Annotated in this window: 18 protein-coding genes and 1 riboswitch; of the genes, 6 read left to right on the forward strand and 12 right to left on the reverse strand. The window is 36.9% G+C overall.

The features are described from left to right. Nucleotides 1-189: 189 nt before the first annotated feature. Both MHB44_RS16465 and ald read right to left on the reverse strand, forming a co-directional pair. Nucleotides 190-357: a GNAT family N-acetyltransferase gene (locus MHB44_RS16465; RefSeq protein ID WP_341302991.1), complete on the reverse strand. Its 168-nt coding sequence runs from the start codon at nt 355-357 to the stop codon at nt 190-192. Nucleotides 358-628: 271 nt separating this feature from the next. Then, nucleotides 629-1,744 (reverse strand): alanine dehydrogenase, encoded by a 1,116-nt coding sequence (ald, locus tag MHB44_RS16470; RefSeq protein ID WP_341300065.1) that lies wholly within the window; start codon nt 1,742-1,744, stop codon nt 629-631. A 410-nt stretch (nt 1,745-2,154) separates the two neighbouring features. On the opposite strand from ald, the gene MHB44_RS16475 reads away from it, so the two are divergent. Beyond that, on the forward strand, nt 2,155-2,604 hold the full coding sequence (locus tag MHB44_RS16475; RefSeq protein ID WP_053996465.1) for a universal stress protein: 450 nt from the start codon (nt 2,155-2,157) through the stop codon (nt 2,602-2,604). A 70-nt stretch (nt 2,605-2,674) separates the two neighbouring features. Here the strand turns inward: MHB44_RS16475 and MHB44_RS16480 are convergent, their stop codons facing one another. The 5 genes from MHB44_RS16480 to MHB44_RS16500 form a co-directional block, all read right to left on the reverse strand. After that, the gene (locus MHB44_RS16480; RefSeq protein WP_341300066.1) at nt 2,675-3,604 is read right to left on the reverse strand and encodes a class I SAM-dependent methyltransferase; all 930 of its coding nucleotides are present in this window, start codon (nt 3,602-3,604) and stop codon (nt 2,675-2,677) included. Between the two features lie 89 nt (nt 3,605-3,693). After that, complete coding sequence (gene tpx, locus MHB44_RS16485) at nt 3,694-4,197, reverse strand: thiol peroxidase (protein WP_341300067.1); 504 nt, start codon at nt 4,195-4,197, stop codon at nt 3,694-3,696. Between the two features lie 207 nt (nt 4,198-4,404). Continuing rightward, nucleotides 4,405-5,031, reverse strand: a complete 627-nt coding sequence (locus MHB44_RS16490) for an RDD family protein (protein ID WP_341300068.1) — start codon at nt 5,029-5,031, stop codon at nt 4,405-4,407. 12 nt (nt 5,032-5,043) lie between these two features. Then, the gene (gene sppA, locus MHB44_RS16495; RefSeq protein WP_053996469.1) at nt 5,044-6,057 is read right to left on the reverse strand and encodes a signal peptide peptidase SppA; all 1,014 of its coding nucleotides are present in this window, start codon (nt 6,055-6,057) and stop codon (nt 5,044-5,046) included. Nucleotides 6,058-6,306: 249 nt separating this feature from the next. Continuing rightward, nucleotides 6,307-7,908 carry an acyl--CoA ligase gene (locus MHB44_RS16500; RefSeq protein ID WP_341300069.1) on the reverse strand — a complete coding sequence of 534 codons (1,602 nt, stop codon included), beginning with the start codon at nt 7,906-7,908 and terminating at the stop codon, nt 6,307-6,309. Between the two features lie 183 nt (nt 7,909-8,091). Then, nucleotides 8,092-8,190, forward strand: a riboswitch (TPP riboswitch). Between the two features lie 87 nt (nt 8,191-8,277). Here MHB44_RS16500 and thiM point away from each other — a divergent pair. The 3 genes from thiM to thiE are packed head-to-tail and all read left to right on the forward strand — an operon-like array spanning nt 8,278 to nt 10,500. Beyond that, nucleotides 8,278-9,033: a hydroxyethylthiazole kinase gene (gene thiM / locus MHB44_RS16505; RefSeq protein WP_341300070.1), complete on the forward strand. Its 756-nt coding sequence runs from the start codon at nt 8,278-8,280 to the stop codon at nt 9,031-9,033. Continuing rightward, on the forward strand, nt 9,033-9,857 hold the full coding sequence (gene thiD, locus MHB44_RS16510; RefSeq protein ID WP_341300071.1) for a bifunctional hydroxymethylpyrimidine kinase/phosphomethylpyrimidine kinase: 825 nt from the start codon (nt 9,033-9,035) through the stop codon (nt 9,855-9,857). The genes thiM and thiD overlap by 1 nt, the downstream gene beginning before the upstream one ends. Further along, a complete protein-coding gene (gene thiE / locus MHB44_RS16515) occupies nt 9,847-10,500 on the forward strand; it encodes a thiamine phosphate synthase (RefSeq protein WP_341300072.1) in 654 nt (217 codons plus the stop codon). The genes thiD and thiE overlap by 11 nt, the downstream gene beginning before the upstream one ends. A gap of 65 nt (nt 10,501-10,565) precedes the next feature. On the opposite strand, the gene MHB44_RS16520 is transcribed toward thiE, so the two are convergent. The 4 genes from MHB44_RS16520 to ezrA all read right to left on the reverse strand — a co-directional run bounded on the left by MHB44_RS16520 (nt 10,566) and on the right by ezrA (nt 15,150). Further along, nucleotides 10,566-10,784 (reverse strand): alpha/beta-type small acid-soluble spore protein, encoded by a 219-nt coding sequence (locus MHB44_RS16520; RefSeq protein ID WP_053996474.1) that lies wholly within the window; start codon nt 10,782-10,784, stop codon nt 10,566-10,568. A 145-nt stretch (nt 10,785-10,929) separates the two neighbouring features. After that, on the reverse strand, nt 10,930-12,138 hold the full coding sequence (gene thiI, locus MHB44_RS16525) for a tRNA uracil 4-sulfurtransferase ThiI (RefSeq protein ID WP_341300073.1): 1,209 nt from the start codon (nt 12,136-12,138) through the stop codon (nt 10,930-10,932). Further along, nucleotides 12,135-13,292: a cysteine desulfurase family protein gene (locus MHB44_RS16530; RefSeq protein ID WP_341300074.1), complete on the reverse strand. Its 1,158-nt coding sequence runs from the start codon at nt 13,290-13,292 to the stop codon at nt 12,135-12,137. Before MHB44_RS16530 ends, thiI begins: the two co-directional genes overlap by 4 nt. Before the next feature lie 157 nt (nt 13,293-13,449). Further along, nucleotides 13,450-15,150 carry a septation ring formation regulator EzrA gene (gene ezrA / locus MHB44_RS16535; protein ID WP_341300075.1) on the reverse strand — a complete coding sequence of 567 codons (1,701 nt, stop codon included), beginning with the start codon at nt 15,148-15,150 and terminating at the stop codon, nt 13,450-13,452. Nucleotides 15,151-15,313: 163 nt separating this feature from the next. On the opposite strand from ezrA, the gene hisJ reads away from it, so the two are divergent. Then, nucleotides 15,314-16,111 (forward strand): histidinol-phosphatase HisJ, encoded by a 798-nt coding sequence (hisJ, locus tag MHB44_RS16540; protein WP_341300076.1) that lies wholly within the window; start codon nt 15,314-15,316, stop codon nt 16,109-16,111. A gap of 20 nt (nt 16,112-16,131) precedes the next feature. Then, nucleotides 16,132-16,611, forward strand: a complete 480-nt coding sequence (locus MHB44_RS16545; protein WP_341300077.1) for a GAF domain-containing protein — start codon at nt 16,132-16,134, stop codon at nt 16,609-16,611. Between the two features lie 93 nt (nt 16,612-16,704). Here MHB44_RS16545 and MHB44_RS16550 read toward each other — a convergent pair whose 3' ends face one another. After that, nucleotides 16,705-18,588: a GGDEF domain-containing protein gene (locus MHB44_RS16550; RefSeq protein WP_341300078.1), complete on the reverse strand. Its 1,884-nt coding sequence runs from the start codon at nt 18,586-18,588 to the stop codon at nt 16,705-16,707. Nucleotides 18,589-18,945 lie beyond the last annotated feature (357 nt).

Raw genomic sequence — 18,945 nt, forward strand, 5'->3', positions numbered from 1 at the left:
ATTTATAAATAGAAAAAACGAACGATCCTAAATACTCTATGAGCGTTTCACATTGGTTCGTTCGTTTTTTTGTTAGTGAAAAGACTTGCATGCTAATTTATCTGCTTTCTAAAACACATGCAAAACGTTCTACGCCAGGGTACTTTTCCCCCAGGCTCAAAGCTTTGAAACCATATTTTTTGTAAAAATCTACAGCATCTTATCAGTTTCAGCAGCAATTACAAGTAGTGTATACTTATCTTTAATGAAATCAATCATTTCACTTCCTATCCCCTCTCCTCTACAGCTTGGAGATACTGCGATATGCTTTATTTCACAGTGCTTTGGACCTGAAAATTCTATGCCTATACAGCCGATAACACTCTTTCAAATAGCGCCCATATAATTCTCTGATGGGTGATTGCATATATAGTCCATATTCATGTTCGATATTCTTGTCCAAAGTTGCAAAGGGTAAAAGTTTTCTTATATCAGCTTGAATAGGATTTACGTTAATTTTTTTCATCTAATCCTCCTGCTTCATTTAGCTTAAAAAGATACATGAATTATTATGCTTTTACTCTATATCTACCACCTAAACGTTAACAACATAAAAAGGAAGCACTTTGAACAGGCTTCCTTTTTCTATTTATTGAATTAGCTCATCCACATTCACATATGGTAACCCTTGTGAATCTGCTACTGCCTTATAAACAAGTTGTCCATCCAATGTATTTACACCTTTTTTCAGTGCAGCATTATCTAGGCAAGCCTGTTTATAGCCTTTGTTGGCAATTTGCAGTGCGTATGGAATTGTATTGTTTGTTAAGGCAATTGTTGATGTACGTGGAACTGCTCCAGGCATATTGGCTACAGCATAGTGTACAACACCATGTTTCACATATGTTGGATCATCATGCGTTGTCACACGATCAGATGTGGCAAAAATACCGCCCTGGTCAATCGCAATATCGACTACGACAGAGCCTGGTTGCATGGACTGAATCATTTCTTCAGATACTAGCTTTGGTGCCTTTGCGCCTGGGATTAAAACAGCGCCAATAACTAGATCTGAGCTTTTCACTGATTCTGCAATATTATACGGATTAGACATTAATGTTTGAACATCACGACCAAACATATCTTCTAATTGACGTAAACGTTCAGCACTTAAATCAATAACTGTTACATCTGCTCCCATACCAACGGCGATTTTTGCAGCATTTGTTCCTGCAATACCACCACCGATAACCGTTACTTTACCGCGTGGTACACCTGACACACCGCCTAGTAAAATACCTTTACCTTCATGGTTTTTCTCTAAAAATTGCGCACCAATTTGTGTAGCCATTTTACCCGCTACTTCACTCATTGGTGTAAGCAATGGTAGTGAACCATTTGCTAATTGAACCGTTTCATAGGCAATACCTACAACCTTTTTATTTAAAAGTGCCTGAGTTAACTCAATCTCTGGCGCTAAGTGTAAATATGTGAATAGGATTTGACCCTCATAAAAATAATCGTACTCAGAAGCTACAGGCTCTTTTACCTTCATAATCATTTCTTGGGACCATGCTTCTTTTGCAGTTTGCACAATCTGAGCTCCAGCTACGATATAGTCGGCATCTGTAAAGCTTGAACCCAAGCCTGCTCCTGTTTCAATAAACACCTCATGACCAGCATGTGTTAATGTGACAACTCCTGCTGGTGTCATTGCTACACGATTTTCATTGTTTTTAATTTCTTTTGGAATACCAATCTTCATTGTTTCCTATCCCCTTCCATACCTAAGAAATCAGCATCACTTGTCTAACGATGAATTGATGAATCGCTTACAATTCCATATTACCAAACAAATACTAAAAAAGCTTTAACTAAAATCAAAACAAATAAAATTCCTAACATTTTCAAAATGCTAAATATTCAAACGATTAATTCTAACTTAAATTATTATATCAAAAAACTAATTAACAAGCTTAGAGCAGGGAAGAAGTAAGAACATGAATGAAAAGGTAAAACAATAAAAAACGTTTACACACTATAAATAGTGGGAATTAGATAATTATACTTCTATGTGAAATTAGTTCACTTTTTTACATTTTTTCTGTCGGAAAGTATTTCCTTTAGAAAATCATTTGGTATAATCAACATATACAAATTAGGGAGGTTATTCAAATGGCTAATCATTATAAAAGCATTGTTGTAGCAGTAGATGGTTCAAAAGAGGCTGAATATGCATTTCGTAAATCAATTGATGTTGCAAAACGTAATGAGGGTTCTGTATTAAATTTAGTGAATGTTATCGATACTCGTTCATTCGCGGCAATCGAGGCATATGACCGCTCCATCGCAGAGCGTGCACAAGCATTTTCTGAGGAACTATTAAATGGCTACAAAAAACAAGCTGAGGATGCAGGTTTAACGAACGTTAATCTTGTAATCGAATACGGTTCTCCGAAAAATATCATTACAAAAGAGCTTTCTAATGTTGTAGACGCAGATTTAATTATTTGTGGTGCAACTGGTTTAAATGCAGTTGAACGCTTCCTAATCGGTTCAGTGTCTGAAGCAATTGTACGTTCAGCTAAATGTGACGTACTTGTTATCCGTACACCAGAAAACTAATAAGCAGTACATAAAAAGGTATCCCACTTATATAGGATACCTTTTTTATTTATGTTGTTTTTATAAGCCCTCACTGGCCTTCTTTCCACAGCCTTACTTTTTCAAAAAATAAGGCTAGTGCCTGTTTATTTTGCATATTCGGCACTTTTGCTAATAGCACTTCTTTCGGGGCTTTCAATTCCTTCGCCTGCTTTTGCAAAATTACAATGCTCTTTTCTAATGCCTTATTAGCAAATATAGAATCGGGTAATTGAATAATAGCTTGAATCCATGCATGCTTTTGCATGTATTTGTGTAATTGCTTAGACTGTTCTGAATCAAAAAGATGAGATGGTGCAAGGAAAAATAAATAACCGCCATCCTTTGTATAGTTCATTGATTGCTCAATAAATAAATGATGGGCATAGCTCATCCCCTCAGCCGCACATAATTCGTAATCGAGCGCCACTTCTTCATTTGGATAATAACCTACAGGTAAATCACAAACAACGGCATCAACTGGATTTACCAATAAATCCTCTAAGGCATCTTGACGGTATAAAGAAATAGGCTGTTCTGTTAAATCAGCAGTAGCCGCAGCAAGACGAATGAGTAGTTCATCAACTTCTACACCTGTTGCTTCCACTTTTCCATCTAATAAATTCATGACCGTCAGTAATAAATTGCCTGTGCCTACTGCTGGATCCATGATCGAGATCTTTTCATTTTCAAGACGCTCTGCAAATATTTGCTCCACCAAATAGCCCACTAATAACCCTAAAGTATCAGGAGTCATTTGATGATTCGGCTGTGAGCCTTTGCGCATCCCCTTTAAAATAGCAATTTGAATAGCTTTACGAATATCCTCTTTTGTAGCATCTTTTTGAGAAAAATCAACTTCGCCATCGAGCCATGCTTCTAAACCATCTAATAATCCTTCTAGCAATGTTACATTGTGTTCTTTTTCGGTTTTTTCGGCATGCTCATTTAGCAAACCAAATAACTTCTCGATATTTTCCATATCTAACTTCCTTTCACGCAGAAAAGAGCCGTGACAAACACTCGTCACAGCCCCTTTGTCTAGTATTATCTTAGCCTAAAAGCAGCTTATTATGCTAGTGCTTTGACAGCTGCAATGGCCGCTTCATAGTTTGGATGATCTGTAGCTTCAGATACATATTCAACATATGTCACTTTATTATTTGCATCCACAACAAATACTGCACGTGTCAGAAGACGTAATTCTTGAATGTACACACCATATGCTTCACCAAATGAAAGGTCGCGGTGATCTGAAACCGTTTGAACAGCATCAATACCTGCTGCACCACACCAACGTTTTTGAGCAAATGGAAGGTCTACAGATACTGTATAGATTACTACATTGTCACCTAGATCGGCTGCTTCTTCATTAAAACGACGTGTTTGTGCATCACATACACCCGTATCTAATGATGGTACAACACTGAATAAACGAATTTTACCCTCTGAATCTTTTAATGTTACAGGTGATAGGTCATTCGCCAATACTGTAAAATCTGGTGCTTGGTCGCCCACCTTTACTTCATTTCCTACTAGTGTTACTGGACCATTTTTAAATGTTACTTGTGCCATCTAAACGCCTCCTCATCATCATATGTATTCATATTACTAAATGAAGGGAATTCATTGCAACTCAGACAACTCACTGTATGAAAAGATACTGCGTAAAAAGTTTAGCCGAAATGTCTCTTGTGGGACAAACCCCTTGTGCCAAGAATGATAATAATTTAAAGAAGGCTATGCAAAAAGATTTTCACTTTTAGCACAGCCCCTTGATACTTATTGTTCATTTTTTCCTTCTAACTTCGCAAGTTCTACTTTTTCCTCTTGTTCATGAGCTACCATAATTTCCTCTTGTTGTGATACTATCGTTGGCGCTTCCGCCTTTTCAATATAGACTTTTTCATGTACTACTGTTGTATCAGCAAAATAATCATGCAAACCTTGATTTTCTGGCAAAATAACGACCAATATATAGAGTGGCATAAAAATATTATTGATAATACGGCCAATCCAATCTCGGAATAGCACATCTGACCAAGTAAGCTGATCATGCTTTAATGAGATAACACGTAAGCCAAAAACCATTTTCCCCAATGTTTGCCCGAAAAATTTTGTCATCAGTATAAAATAGCTATAATAGAGAATCGCTGTAATAATAGAGATCGGTGCATACCACACAGATTCCGACAAAGACCAATCCATGAGATAAAAAATAGGATTTATTAGTATTCCAACGACAGCGGAGACAATGAAGCCGTCTAATAAAAATGCCCAAAATCGAATCCAAAAGCCTGCTGTTTTTAGAGTGTAGCTTTTAGATTTTATGGAGACGTCTGATGGCTCAATCACAGCATTATTTTCCATAGAGGGTGAACCTTGCATAACAATTTCATTGTTTGTCATCGTACTCCCCCCTTAGTATTCACCATATAAATACATCATTTTAGGTGCGCTATAGTCTGTCATAATCTTCATTAGCATTTTTTCCTCGGCTGATGGGCCAAATATAGAGCCAATTTTCATCCCAACATAGGATTGCCAGCCGCCCGTATCATAAGCGTATTCAAATAAAGCAGCATCTTCCAATCCATAGTCCGCTCGTAGCGCAGCAATTACTGCCTCTTCATCACCGATTTCATCAATCAAGCCTGCCTCAAGCGCTTTTGTACCACCAAAGATACGACCATCAGCAACTTTCTTAACATCTGCTTCAGACATATTACGTCCCTGTTCTACAATATCTACAAATTCCTCATATGTTTCATTAATCATATCTTGCATCATTGCACGTTCCTCTGCTGTCACTTCGCGCATTGGACTTAGCATATCCTTATGTGCACCTGATTTAAACGTTTCGAATTTAACCCCCACTTTTTCAGCCAATGCTTGATAGTTAATCGATTGCATAATGACACCAATCGAGCCTGTAATTGTATCGCGGTGGGCAAATATTTTATCTGCTGGTGCTGCAATATAATAACCACCAGACGCTGCCATTGAATCCATTGATACATAAATTGGAATTTGTCGTTCCTCTTTAATCTTTACAAGTTTTTTATAAATATCTGCTGATTCTTTTACACCACCACCTGGTGAGTTAACACTTAATACAACACCCTGTATAGAGTCATCATATAAAATATTATCCAATTGCTCTAAGAAAAACTGATGGTCATATGCTACTGGCTGCCAAAGTGTACCTGAGCCAATATCTTGAATCGTACCATCTACCTTTAAATAAGCAATGCGTTTATCAAAATTATTGCCTTCAATGACATTTTCATAAACATCTAAATTATTTCCTGCCATTAGGCTATCAAAATTTCCTAAGAAGTCTGACTTAAATAGCGCAAAAATAGTGTTAATGCCTAATGAAAACAGCAAAAGAACACCTGCCACTACTAAAGCAACCCATCTTTTTACATTCATGTTTTTCCGCCTCCTTAACATGTAATACGAATGATTACCTTAATTGTTTCATTCTCTTGAAATAATACGCAAAAATTTAGCTACTCAGCATCGCAAAAGATTGACTTTATTGTCATGCTCCAATTCCTCTACACAATACTTTTAATAAAGAGCTAAAAAGCTTGATACTATTTATTTCCTTATAATACCTTACCAAAATCATAAAAAAAATCAAAGTCCATGCGCTTACATAAACTTTGATTTTCGATATTATTTCCTAGGAAATGATGTATATTCAAGTTGTTTCGCTTCTTGTTGTCGTAATTCGACACGGCGAATTTTCCCTGAAGAGGTTTTTGGTAGCTCTTCTACAAACTCAATGGCACGAGGATATTTATAGGGTGCTGTTAATGTTTTTACATGCTGCTGAAGTGTTTGCATAAGCTGCTGATCACCGATTTCACCCTGATGAAGAACAATAAATGCCTTGACAATATTTCCTCGAACCTTGTCAGGGCTTGCTATAACAGCCGCTTCTTTGACAGTTGGATGCTTCATTAAGGCATCCTCCACTTCAAATGGGCCAATTGTATAGCCTGAAGAAATAATGACATCATCACCTCGCCCCTCAAACCAAAAGTAGCCATCCTTATCTTTATAGGCACGATCTCCTGTAATATACCAATCACCACGGAATTGTAAATGTGTACGTTCAGGGTCTTTTAAATATTTTTTAAAGAGTGCAGGTGTTGCTCGGTGGACGGCTATATCTCCCACTTCTCCGACAGCAACTGGCTGACCTTCGTCATTAATAATGTCTACTGTATTGCCAGGTGTTGGTTTTCCCATCGAACCAGCTCTTGTTTCCATTCCCACCATTGTACCAACAAGTAATGTATTTTCAGTTTGACCATAGCCATCTCGTATTTGTACATGACAAACATCTGAAAATACTTTAATCACCTCACTATTTAAAGGCTCACCTGCTGACACAGCCTGACGAACGGCACTTAAATTATATCGCTGTAAATGATCAAGTGCTGCCATAAAACGATATTCCGTTGGTGTGCAACATAGAACATTAATATTGAACTTTTCAAGCAATGTTAGGTAAGTAGCTGCATCAAATTTCCCCTTATAGACAAATGCTGTTGCACCACTTCCTAATGTAGCAAGGAACGGACTCCATATCCATTTTTGCCAGCCAGGTGCTGCTGTAGCCCAAACAATATCATTCTCTTGGACACCTAACCAATAGGGAGCTGATGTACGTAAATGTGCATAGCCCCAGCTATGACTATGGACTGCGGCTTTAGGATTACCTGTTGTACCACTTGTATAGGCTAAAAAAGCAATATCTGTGCTTTTGGTTGGAGTAGGATTTATGTAAGTTGTTGATTGATATTGCATATTTTCTAGTAATGGTTGCCATGGTTCATGTGCATTACCAATTACAAATTGCTGTATACCCTGTAAATTTTCCACCTTATCAAATTGTTCAATATAAGGCTCATAGGCAATAATAGCTTGTACATTTGCATGTTGAATGCGATAGTCAATATCTTTGGTTCTTAACATTTCTGAGCTTGGAATAATCGTTAAACCCGCTTTTAAAGCAGCAATATAAACAATATAGGCTTCGACAGAGCGTGGTACCATCACTAGTATCACATCACCTTTTGTTAAGCCTTGTTTTGTAAAAACATGTGCTGCCTGATTGGCCCTTTCAAGTAAATGCGTGTATGTAATCCATTGAACCTCTTGATGTTCATCACAAATAATTAATGCATTTTTAGTTGTATCCTGTGCATATTTTTCAATTTCCTCTGTAATATTATACCATTCTGGTGCAATCAAATCTTGTCTTTTCACGGCAAATGCCCCCTTTTGTTATGACACATTATAAATCTCCTATTTTGTGTTTTTCAATGCTTTGCGTTCAATTTACCAAAAGTCATGACAACTATCATATTTAGTTATATGGTATCGGTCATATTCATATGAATTCTCTCTTGAACAAGCTAAAAAAGTATGGTACATTTTGGTCAACTGAAAACAAGATTGCAGGGGGACTCATTATGAGTTGAGAAGGTAAAACCTGACCCTTTGAACCTGTTAGTTAATACTGGCGTAGGGAGCAATATCCATCTATTTTTATTGATGAAGGGCTCTTTTGCGTGTATTTTTACACAAAAAGGGCCTTTTTGCATGCTTACGTTCGTCCAATAAGGAGGACCTATAATGATTATTCAAAAAATTCGGCAAAAAAATCCATTAATTCATTGCATTACAAATTATGTCGTCGCAAACTTCCAAGCAAATGGACTATTAGCAATTGGTGCTTCACCTGTTATGGCTGATGGCAACGATGAGGTGGAGGAAATGGTAAAAATTTCCTCAAGCTTATTAATTAATATCGGCACACTGAATGATACCATGAAAAAATCTATGTTACTGGCTGGAAAAAGGGCAAATGCGCTTGGTATCCCTGTTATGTTAGATCCAGTAGGCGCTGGTGCAACAAACTACCGTAAACAAGCTGTACAATACCTACTCGAAGAAATTCAATTTGCAGCTATTCGTTGCAATATTGGAGAACTTGCGGCAATTGCTCATGTAGAATGGCAGCAAAAGGGTGTAGATAGTGGAACAGGCTCTATTTCTGTAGAGGATGAAGCAAAAAAAGTGGCCAAGCTGTATCAATGTATCGTCATTGTTACAGGTGAAAAGGACTTTATCACAGATGGCAATCAGCAGCAATGGATTGCAGGTGGAAATGCCCAAATGACAGAGGTCACTGGAACAGGCTGCCTTTTAAGTGCTATTTGTTGTGCTGCTTATGTAGCTGATCAGCAGCCCTATCATCAGTTAGCTGAGATACTAAAGCTTTATAAACAAATTGCCGAGCAAGCTGCTGCTTCTACACAATATATAGGTGATTTTCAAATTGCTGTGTTAAATGAACTAGGTCGTCTATCCAAGGGCGGTGAGCAATAATGCACATTGTGACAACAATCGCTGGTTCTGATAGTGGTGGCGGTGCTGGCATACAGGCTGATTTAAAAACCTTTCAGGAATTAAAAGTGTTTGGAACAACCGTTATTACAGCTTTAACTGCTCAAAATACACGAGGTGTTTCAGGTGTTCTGCCAATTGAGGCAGCTTTTGTAAAACAACAACTACAGGCATTGCTTGATGATTTTTCAATAAGTGCTGTCAAAACAGGCATGTTATTTTCCTCAGCTATTATTCATACAATTGCGCAAGTAATAGCTGATACAAACATACCACTTATTGTTGATCCTGTGATGATTGCCAAAGGTGGCGAAAGTTTATTACAGCAAGAAGCCATTGATGCTATTATCCATTATTTACTGCCAATCGCAACTATTGTCACGCCAAATATTCCGGAAGCTGAAACATTGACAGGCAAAAAAATCAACACAATCGCTGATATAAAAAAAGCTGCTGACCATCTATTAGCAACAGGTGTACACTGTGCGATTATCAAAGGCGGGCATTTAGCAGATACAACAAATGCCATTGACTATGTATTTTTCCAAGATGGGCAAGCTTTTTCAATGCAAACACCTCGTATTGCGACAAAAAATACACATGGCACTGGCTGTACATTTTCCGCAGCATTAACAGCTTTTGTAGGGCGTGGTCTTTCGATCAAAGAAGCGATAATTGAAGCTAAAAAATTTATTCAATTGGCAATCACACATGATTTAGCACTAGGTCACGGACATGGACCAACAAATCATTTTGCTTATCAGAACGACAAAAAATCATGTGAGGTGACTATTTATGAATCGTAAAGATTTACAGCTCTATTTTATAATGGGAACAGGTAATTGTGTTCATGAGGAGCCAATCACTGTTCTGGAAAAGGCTTTACAGCATGGCATTACCATGTTTCAACTACGTGAGAAAGGTCCCAACGCATTAACAGGGCAGGCATATGAAGACTTTGCACGGCATTGTCAAAAGCTGTGTCAACAATATCATGTACCATTTATTATCAACGATGATGTAGAGCTTGCGATAAAGCTTGGGGCGGACGGAATCCATATTGGTCAAGAGGATTTTCCTGTATGTAAAATTCGGGAAAAAATTGGGCAGATGATTCTTGGTGTATCCGTTCATTCTGAAGCCGAATTACAAACTGCCAAACAATATGGGGTAGATTATGTAGGAATTGGCCCAATTTTTGCTACGACATCAAAAAGCGATGCCAATCCACCAAGTGGTACAACATTTTTACAAAGTGTACGTAGTAAAAGCCCTGAACTTCCTATAGTTGCTATCGGGGGCATCAATTGCTTCAATGCACCATCAGTTCTCCAAGCGGGGGCGGATGGTATTGCTGTTATTTCTGCTCTTTGTGGTAGTAAGGATATTCCCCATACAGTAGCTATGTTTAAGTCATTGTTTGGAGAGAATAAAAAAAGCTATATATAAACAAACTAAAACCAGTGCCTGTTACGGACACTGGTTTTACGTTTAATAATTGCTTATTTTCGCAATTATTGGTTGTTGTTTGGCATACCTTTTAATTGAGATTCTGCCATTTGTACAAGACGTTTAGTGATTTCACCGCCAACGGAACCGTTAGCACGAGCTGAAGCTTCAGCTCCTAATTGAACACCAAATTCTTGTGCAATTTCGTATTTCATTTGATCAAGTGCTTGTTGTACACCAGGTACTGCAAGCTGGTTTGAATTACGGTTGTTGTTTGAAGTCATGTCTCTCACCTCCTTGTGAATATAGAATGTGCGATATTAGATTTTTAATACGAAAATTTTAGAGGTAAATTGTACCTCTAATGGAATATCAACAGCCATACAAAAAAGCCGTCTCAAAATGGGCTTTGAGACGGCTTTTAAAACCTTATAACAGATCTGCAAATTTATCTTGTTGTTCTTCTTTCTTAGGGAAAATATAGACCTCACGATTTTTAACGGCACGTGCAATCAGTTCATCAAAATCGGAGAAGCTTTCATAATGCTCTACCTTTTCAAGCTTTGGCTTTGTTTTTGGACTAGCAGGTGTAAAGATAGTACAGCAATCTTCAAATGGCTGAATAGATGTTTCATATGTGCCGATTTTTTCTGCAATATCAATAATTTCTAATTTGTCTGTTGAAATTAATGGACGTAAAATCGGTGTATTAGTTACAGCATTAATAGCAGTCAAGCTTTCAAGCGTTTGACTTGCTACTTGTCCGAGACTTTCACCTGTGACAATGGCAAGAGCGTCAATTTCCTTACGTACTTGATCAGCTACTTTTAGCATCATACGACGCGTTGTTGTCATTGATACATTTGAAGGCACTTTTTCTTTTATTAAAACTTGTATTTCTGTAAACGGAATAACATGTAAACGAATACTTGCACCAAATTTCGTTAATTCATTAGCAAGCACCTTTACTTTTTCTAATGAATTTTGGCTTGTGTATGGTGGACTAAAGAAGTGTATCGCTTCTAAACGCACACCTCGCTTCATCATTAAATAACCCGCAACAGGGCTATCGATACCACCTGACAACATTAATAATGATTTTCCATTAGACCCTACAGGCATTCCACCTGCGCCAGCAATGACTTGGGCCATCATATATGTGGCATCATGACGCACTTCTACACGTAGTTCAATATCAGGCTGCTTCACTTTGACAGATAAATTTTGAAATTGTGGTAAAACATAGCCACCGATCTCACGCTGAATGGCATGTGACTCTAAGGGAAATGTTTTATCTGTACGTTTAACTTCTACTTTAAATGTATGTTGGGCTTCTTTAAATGTATCCATAATTGTTACAGCAAGCTGCTTCATGCTTTCTATATCTTTTTCACATGCAGCGACAGGGCTAAAGGATTGAATACCAAAAATTTTAGGCAATCCTGTTATAAGCGTCTGCATTTGTGTTTCATTTTCAATTGCAATAAACATGCGGTCTCGCTCTGTACGAATATGCAGATGTCCTAAATCTGCAAAGGCATGACGAATATTTTCACGCAAGCGGCGGATAAAATCCATTTTATTACGACCCTTTGTTGAAAGCTCGCCATATCGAATTAAAATCTCTTTCCAAATCATTTGTTTATTTCTCCTTTAAGCTCTATCATTACTTTTGCTAATGCTTGTTTAAACTTTTTAATATCTTCGTTTGTGTTATGTGCACCAAAGCTGATACGAATAACACCTTTTTTATAATGCTCCTCAAGATGTAAAGCTTCCACAACATGGCTTGTCTTTGTTTGTTTGGATGAACAAGCACTTGATGTAGAAACAATAATACCTTGCTTTTGCATAGCATTAATAATAATTTCTCCTGTTAGATCACGTACACTAAACGATAAAATATGGGCTGCTCCTTGCGGGTTCGATAAAATATGCACAGCCTCTCCATAGCTCTGTAGCTGCGTACAAATATCTGCCTGCCATTGTCGATATTTTTTCGTACGTTCTTCCATTATTTCAACTGCTAGCCGTGCTGCTTTTGATAAAGCAACAGCCTGTGGGACAGCTACGGTTCCACTTCGCAATCCAAATTCCTGACCTCCGCCCACCACATAGGGCTGCCATCTCATTGGTTTACGAAATGCTAATACACCTGAACCTTTAAGGCCATGAATTTTATGACCAGAAATGGATAGACAATCTGGACCATCTTCTCCTTTAAAGAACACGGCTAATTTGCCAAAGCTTTGTACCACATCTACATGAAAAATAGCTCGACTCATTTCATGAATTATGCTCCCTGCATCAAAAATAGGTTGGATCGCTCCCATTTCATTATTGACATGCATAATGCTTACCAAAATGGTATCCTTACGTATTTTTGTCCGTAGTTCTTCTAATGAAATCATACCACGGTTATCAATATGAAGATATTCAATCTCAAACCCTTCCTTTTCAAGCTCTTTCATTGCCTCTAAAACAGAAGGATGTTCAATTTCTGTTGTTAAAATATGCTTACCGATATGCGTATTACTGCGTGCTACTCCAAAAATTGCTGCATTATTCGATTCTGTACCACCTGAAGTAAATAGCACATTCTTTGCTTCTGTCTGCAAAATATCTGCTACTTGCTCACGCGCACGCATTAATAAGTCATTTGCTTCAACACCCATAGCATGAATGGACGCAGGATTCGCATAATACTGTTCATTAACAGTCATAAAAGTTTGCATCACCTCTTGCAAAGGCTTGGTTGTCGCACTATTATCTAAATAAATTGCCTTATTCATTACTATTCACACACTTTCACCACGTTGATTTAACGGTATTTATCATAACGCAATCTCGAAGGAATGACCACTAACTTTAACGATTATTCATAAGTGAAACCAAAAAAACTGTCTAAAAGTAATCGCTATACTTTTAGACAGTTTCTATGTTTTTCAATTATTTTGACATGGTTTCTTCTGCAACAATTTCCTGAATACGCTTTAACGCACCTGGCTCCATTTCTTCCACGGCTGTTCCTGCTTCCTCTAATGCCTTTACATAACGAAATTGATGGAATGCCTCCTCCGCCTCTGTTAAACGCATATTCAATTTTGGATTTGTACCACGATGGCGATTACCATACTGAATAATACGTTCAATTAACATCACATTTTCGATTAATTCATGCGCCTTTGCGTTAACATCCTCTACACAAAGTGTTGCTGCATTTAAGTTATTATGAACCGTTCCCATATTCAGTGGCACTTCTTGTAAGCTTTGCATCACTAAATAAATATGTTCCGCCGCTTCATCAAGGCGTGCATCCATCTCCTCAGGGATTCCTGGAATATTTGCCTTATTTAATATGCGGTCTGTTTCTTGTAGTATTTTCTTTAATTTTTCAACTTGTGTACGTGCCTTATTTTCATCAATCCGAAGCTTCTTCATTGTATTGGATAAATGTTCTTGCTCCTCATGAATACGTTCAAGCTCTTCACTAATCTCGATTAGCTCCTCCTGTAAGCTAGAGTAAGCAGATTGTTCCTCCCTAACACGCATTGCTAATAAATCATAGCGTCGTTGCAATGCCTCTAACTGCTTGAGTGCTATCTTCGGCACTTCAGCATCCTTTTCATTTAGATGATAGCTTTGCTGTACATAAGCTGCCTCTTCGCCCACTAATTTAGTCGAAGCAATAATATTTGTAATAGAGCTTAATAAGCGATCACAATTTTGATCGACATAATTTTTCGCAATAACCTCTTTTTCAAGCAAATCATAAAAATGGTCAATTTCTTCATTTATTTCTGCTACGCGAGGCTTCACAATAGCTATCTTCAGCGCTGCTAAGCCACTTTTTAATGAAGCAAATTCTTTTTCATACTTATTTAATGCTTCGGTTAACTCTAAATGCTGCAAATAATACGATTGTTCTTCCATTTCACGCTGCCCATTACGCAATTCTTGCACTGCCCCCGGAAGCTTTACTTGTAATTCTGTTAAGATCGTAGGAACATCGTTAATATAGTCAAATATTTGTTGTGATTCTTGGTTTAAACTAATAACAATTTCACGTGCTTGCAGATAATTTCCTTCATTTGTCAGAACATCAAATTCGTCAAATTTTTGAACAAATGTCTCTAAATTTTTCTCAAGGGCAGGTAAAGCTACACCAAATGAATGCTGATGAGCGAGCAATGTTTTTCTTGCAGAGCGATAATATTCTTTTAATTGTTCAATTTCAATGCGATTTTTTTCTTCGCTACCAATTAATTCATTCAGTTCTTCTAAGATTTTATCTTTATCTTGGTCACACTTTTGAATATAGTCCTCTATTTCACGCTCTATTAACCTCGCTTTTTTAAAACGAAGTCGATTAATTTGTTCTTCAGCATCAAATAGTAATGAGTCAATTTTCGTCATATGTACATCAATGACTTCATCCCAAGTATTGCGCCATCGTTCAAACATCTCTTCTGTTTCACCATTCATGTTTAAAGATTTGACTTTTGAAATTTCCTCATTGATAGGTTTATGTTGAATTTGTAATTTTTCATGTTCAAGTTTTGCAATAATTGCAACATGTTTTCTTCGCATCATAAATCCTACTATGGCTAAAATTAATAGTAGGATAATCGGAATGATGATATACTCCATCGTAAGCCCCCTATTCTACAATAAACGAATTGGCTAGTTGTATTTATTATATACTATGTTTTCGCCTTTTGTACTAAAATTTAAGTGTTTTACGGAAATCTGCATTTTCGCTATTTTAAAAATTTTTAATAGCACATCTATAGAGCTAAAGGAGTGGTAAATTATGAAACGCGACGGGCATATACATAGTCCTTATTGTCCACACGGTAGTTCAGATTCATTTATTCAATATGTTGAAAAAGCAATTTCTTATCGTTTCACAGATATCACATTTACAGAGCATGCCCCATTACCCAAAAACTTCGTGGACCCTACTCCCCAGCAAGATAGCGGTATGCATCCAGATCACTTGATACCTTATTTTGAAGAGTTACAGCACCTCAAAAAACAATATGCACAGGATATTCGCATACGAATTGGGTTAGAGGTTGACTATATCATAGGCTTTGAACAGGAAACTCGTCAATTCCTGGATACTTATGGGCACTTTTTAGATGATGCCATTTTATCTGTCCATTTCTTACAATGGCAAGATACCTATACATGCATCGACTTTTCACCTGAGAATTTTATCGATTTTTCAAAAAAAGTGGGCTCTGTTGAACAAACCTATAACTTATATTATGATACTGTTCTACAATCTATTAAGGCAGATCTTGGCCCATATAAACCAAAACGCATTGGGCATCCATCGCTTATTCATAAATTTCAGCTAGCCCATGGTGAAAAAATAAATGACACGATGCGTATTCAAGAAATTTTAGCTGTTATGAAGCAAACAGGCTGTGAGTTGGACTTAAATAGTGCTGGACTTAGCAAACAATATTGTCAGGAGTCTTATCCGCCTCTATCTTTCATGGCGTATTGTCGAGCCATTGAATTACCATATGTATTTGGTTCAGATGCTCATACTGTCGATGATTTGCATCAACATTATCATGTACTATACCACCATAAATAATAACGAAACGAGGTATCATCATGTTTATACAAATCGATTATAAAGGTTCTATTGCTGAGCAATATCTTACATTATCTAAACAATTAGACGCTCTCCTAACAGATGAAACAGATCAGATTGCTAATTTAAGTAATGCTACTGCCCTATTAAATCAATTTTTAACCGATATTAATTGGGTAGGGTTTTATCTTTTACAGCAAGATGAGCTCGTTTTAGGACCATTTCAAGGTCTACCTGCCTGTGTGAGAATTCCCGTTGGACGTGGAGTTTGTGGAACAGCTGTTGCAGCACAAGAAACAATTGTTGTCAAAAATGTCCATGATTTCCCAGGGCATATTGCATGTGATGCAGCTTCACAATCCGAAATTGTTATCCCATTAATAAAACACGGAGAGGTTATTGGTGTTTTAGATATTGATAGCTCCCTGGTAAATCGCTTTTCTCTGGAAGATCGAGAGGGTTTAGAGCAATTTGTAAAAACATTGCTTATTCATCTATAAACTTTTTTGTCATTAAAAATTGCCCTGAAATGTTTTTTATTGTCATTTCAGGGCGATTCGTTTATAGAATTATCATTATTTGGTTTAACAGTATCAGGAATTGGTTTGAAAGGAACCGTTATGAATACAAAAGCGATTCTTCCCACTATTCTTTGCCTCATACAAAGCCGTATCTGCATGTAAAAATACAGATTGGAACGCTGGCCGCTCTCGTTCATCCCACATAATCAGACCTGCTGAAATTGTTACTTGGGGATCTGTAGCCTTAGGAATGACTTCTACAATAGCTGCTGCCAATTTCAATGCTTCTTTCTCCACAATATTAGGAACGTAGACTGACATTTCTTCTCCGCCCCATCTTGCACAAATACCACGATCACCAATCGTTTTCTTTAACTGTACCGCAATTTGCACGAGTATATTATCACCAACTTGATGACCATAGGTATCATTGACACGCTTAAAATTATCAATATCAATTAATAAAAACATACCCGATTGATCATATTCGAGTGATTTTTCTACAAATTGGTCTAAATAACTACGAGCATACAGTTTTGTTAAATGATCTAAATCCACCATTTCCTGAAGCTGTGTTCGTAAAATCGAGTTGGCAATGGCTAAGGATGAGTGATGAATAAGTGACTGCATTAATTTAAAGCTATCAAACGAAAAGAAATAGGGCTCTTTGTGTAATACAATACTAAAACCATTTATTTCTTCTTCCATTAAGATAGGGATCGCCATAATGGAACGATAATCAATTTGCTTAGGGGTTAATCGGCTAAAATCGGCAATAAATAGTGGGTCATTCGTCTGTGAAAAATGCTGTTCAACATGCTTGATATAGATTTGACCCGTCTCTGAGCTAAATAAGGTTGTACTGGCCTCTGATACTTCAAAGGTGTCATTCTTTTTAAATGCAAAACAAACTTCCATTGGCTGAAAAGATTTTAATAACTGCTTTTGTAAGAAAAGTAACATTTCGTAAACATCAATGCGCATATTTAAACGATGTGATGTTTCATTAATAAGCTGTAAGTCACTAACGAGGCGATGTGATTGATGATATAATTTTGCATTTTCCAGTGCATTTCCTGACGCTTGTGCAAGCATCCGCACAAAATCCTTTTCAGTTGTGGAAAAAAGGTATGTTGTCGGTGCACTTACCTGCAAGATACCGTAAATGGCTTGTCGACCTTTTATGGGCGCATTTAACAAACGGCAATTCAAATCACCCGCAAGCTCTGTCGTTAACTCTCCTGATACAAATGCTTCAACGGTAGCAGGTCTTTCCGCTAAGTAATCAAAAAGTTTAATATCGATGGTTGTATGTCGATCTTGATCATTCGATAAGATGAGCTCTACATTAAACCCTGGAAAATTATCCTTAATATTTTTTAACACGTTTTCTAAAATTACATCAATATCCATTGTTGAATGAAATAAATCCGTCACGTTATATAGCTTTCTGTATTGATCTTCATTTATTTTTAGTTCTAAATTATCTTTCATCGTTTGAAGAACTTTCGTCAGTATTTCTATACATTCTTCACCGTAACTAGAGGTCATAAAATCTGTCCAAGACTCTGTTGCCTCTACAAGTAATACACCAATAGGATTTTTACCTTCTGCCTGGAAAAGCACCATATCTGTCATCGTGGAATAAGTCTGTTTTTCCTTTAATATATACGGAATTTTCACTACTTTTTGTTGATAGAAGCTAGCTTCAACCATTAGCCATGACACAGCATTCAATTTTGTTTCAATTGTTAAGGAAGCTACCTCTTCAATAGGTATTAAAGAATTACTTTCAAAACTAAGAAAAGCAGCATTTTCAATTTTCAAGTGCTTCTTTAGACACTGTTTAAATGAACAAAAATACTCATTAAAACTAGCTTGTTCTTCATTAGAACTCACCCACAAGCTCAAAACATCAGATTTTATACATTTTAGCGTTTGTAAATGGTCTGTCATGAAATCACCTTTTCTATATAACGTACAAATCAATTACTATTAACTTATAATATATTATACATAAATTGTGTCATTTTGACTATGTAATTCTGTTCCACTTTTATATTTTAACTTGTAAAACGCAGCATTAACCCTATTGAAAATGTATAAATGGGATTAGTAAGGATTTTTTTACTATGTATGCTTTAAAAATATTAATACTAATAATTGACGTACATACTCTAAACAGTTACAATGGAGGTTGTGTAAAATAAACGCAGCAGTGGTATAAGCTTATAATTGTATTTTATTCCTCTATTTGCAATACAGCAAGATAAAATAGATGGTGTATTGTGTAACCTAACGGCTGCATAGGCG

The organism is Lysinibacillus sp. FSL H8-0500, from assembly GCF_038051955.1.
Classification (GTDB): domain Bacteria; phylum Bacillota; class Bacilli; order Bacillales_A; family Planococcaceae; genus Lysinibacillus; species Lysinibacillus macroides.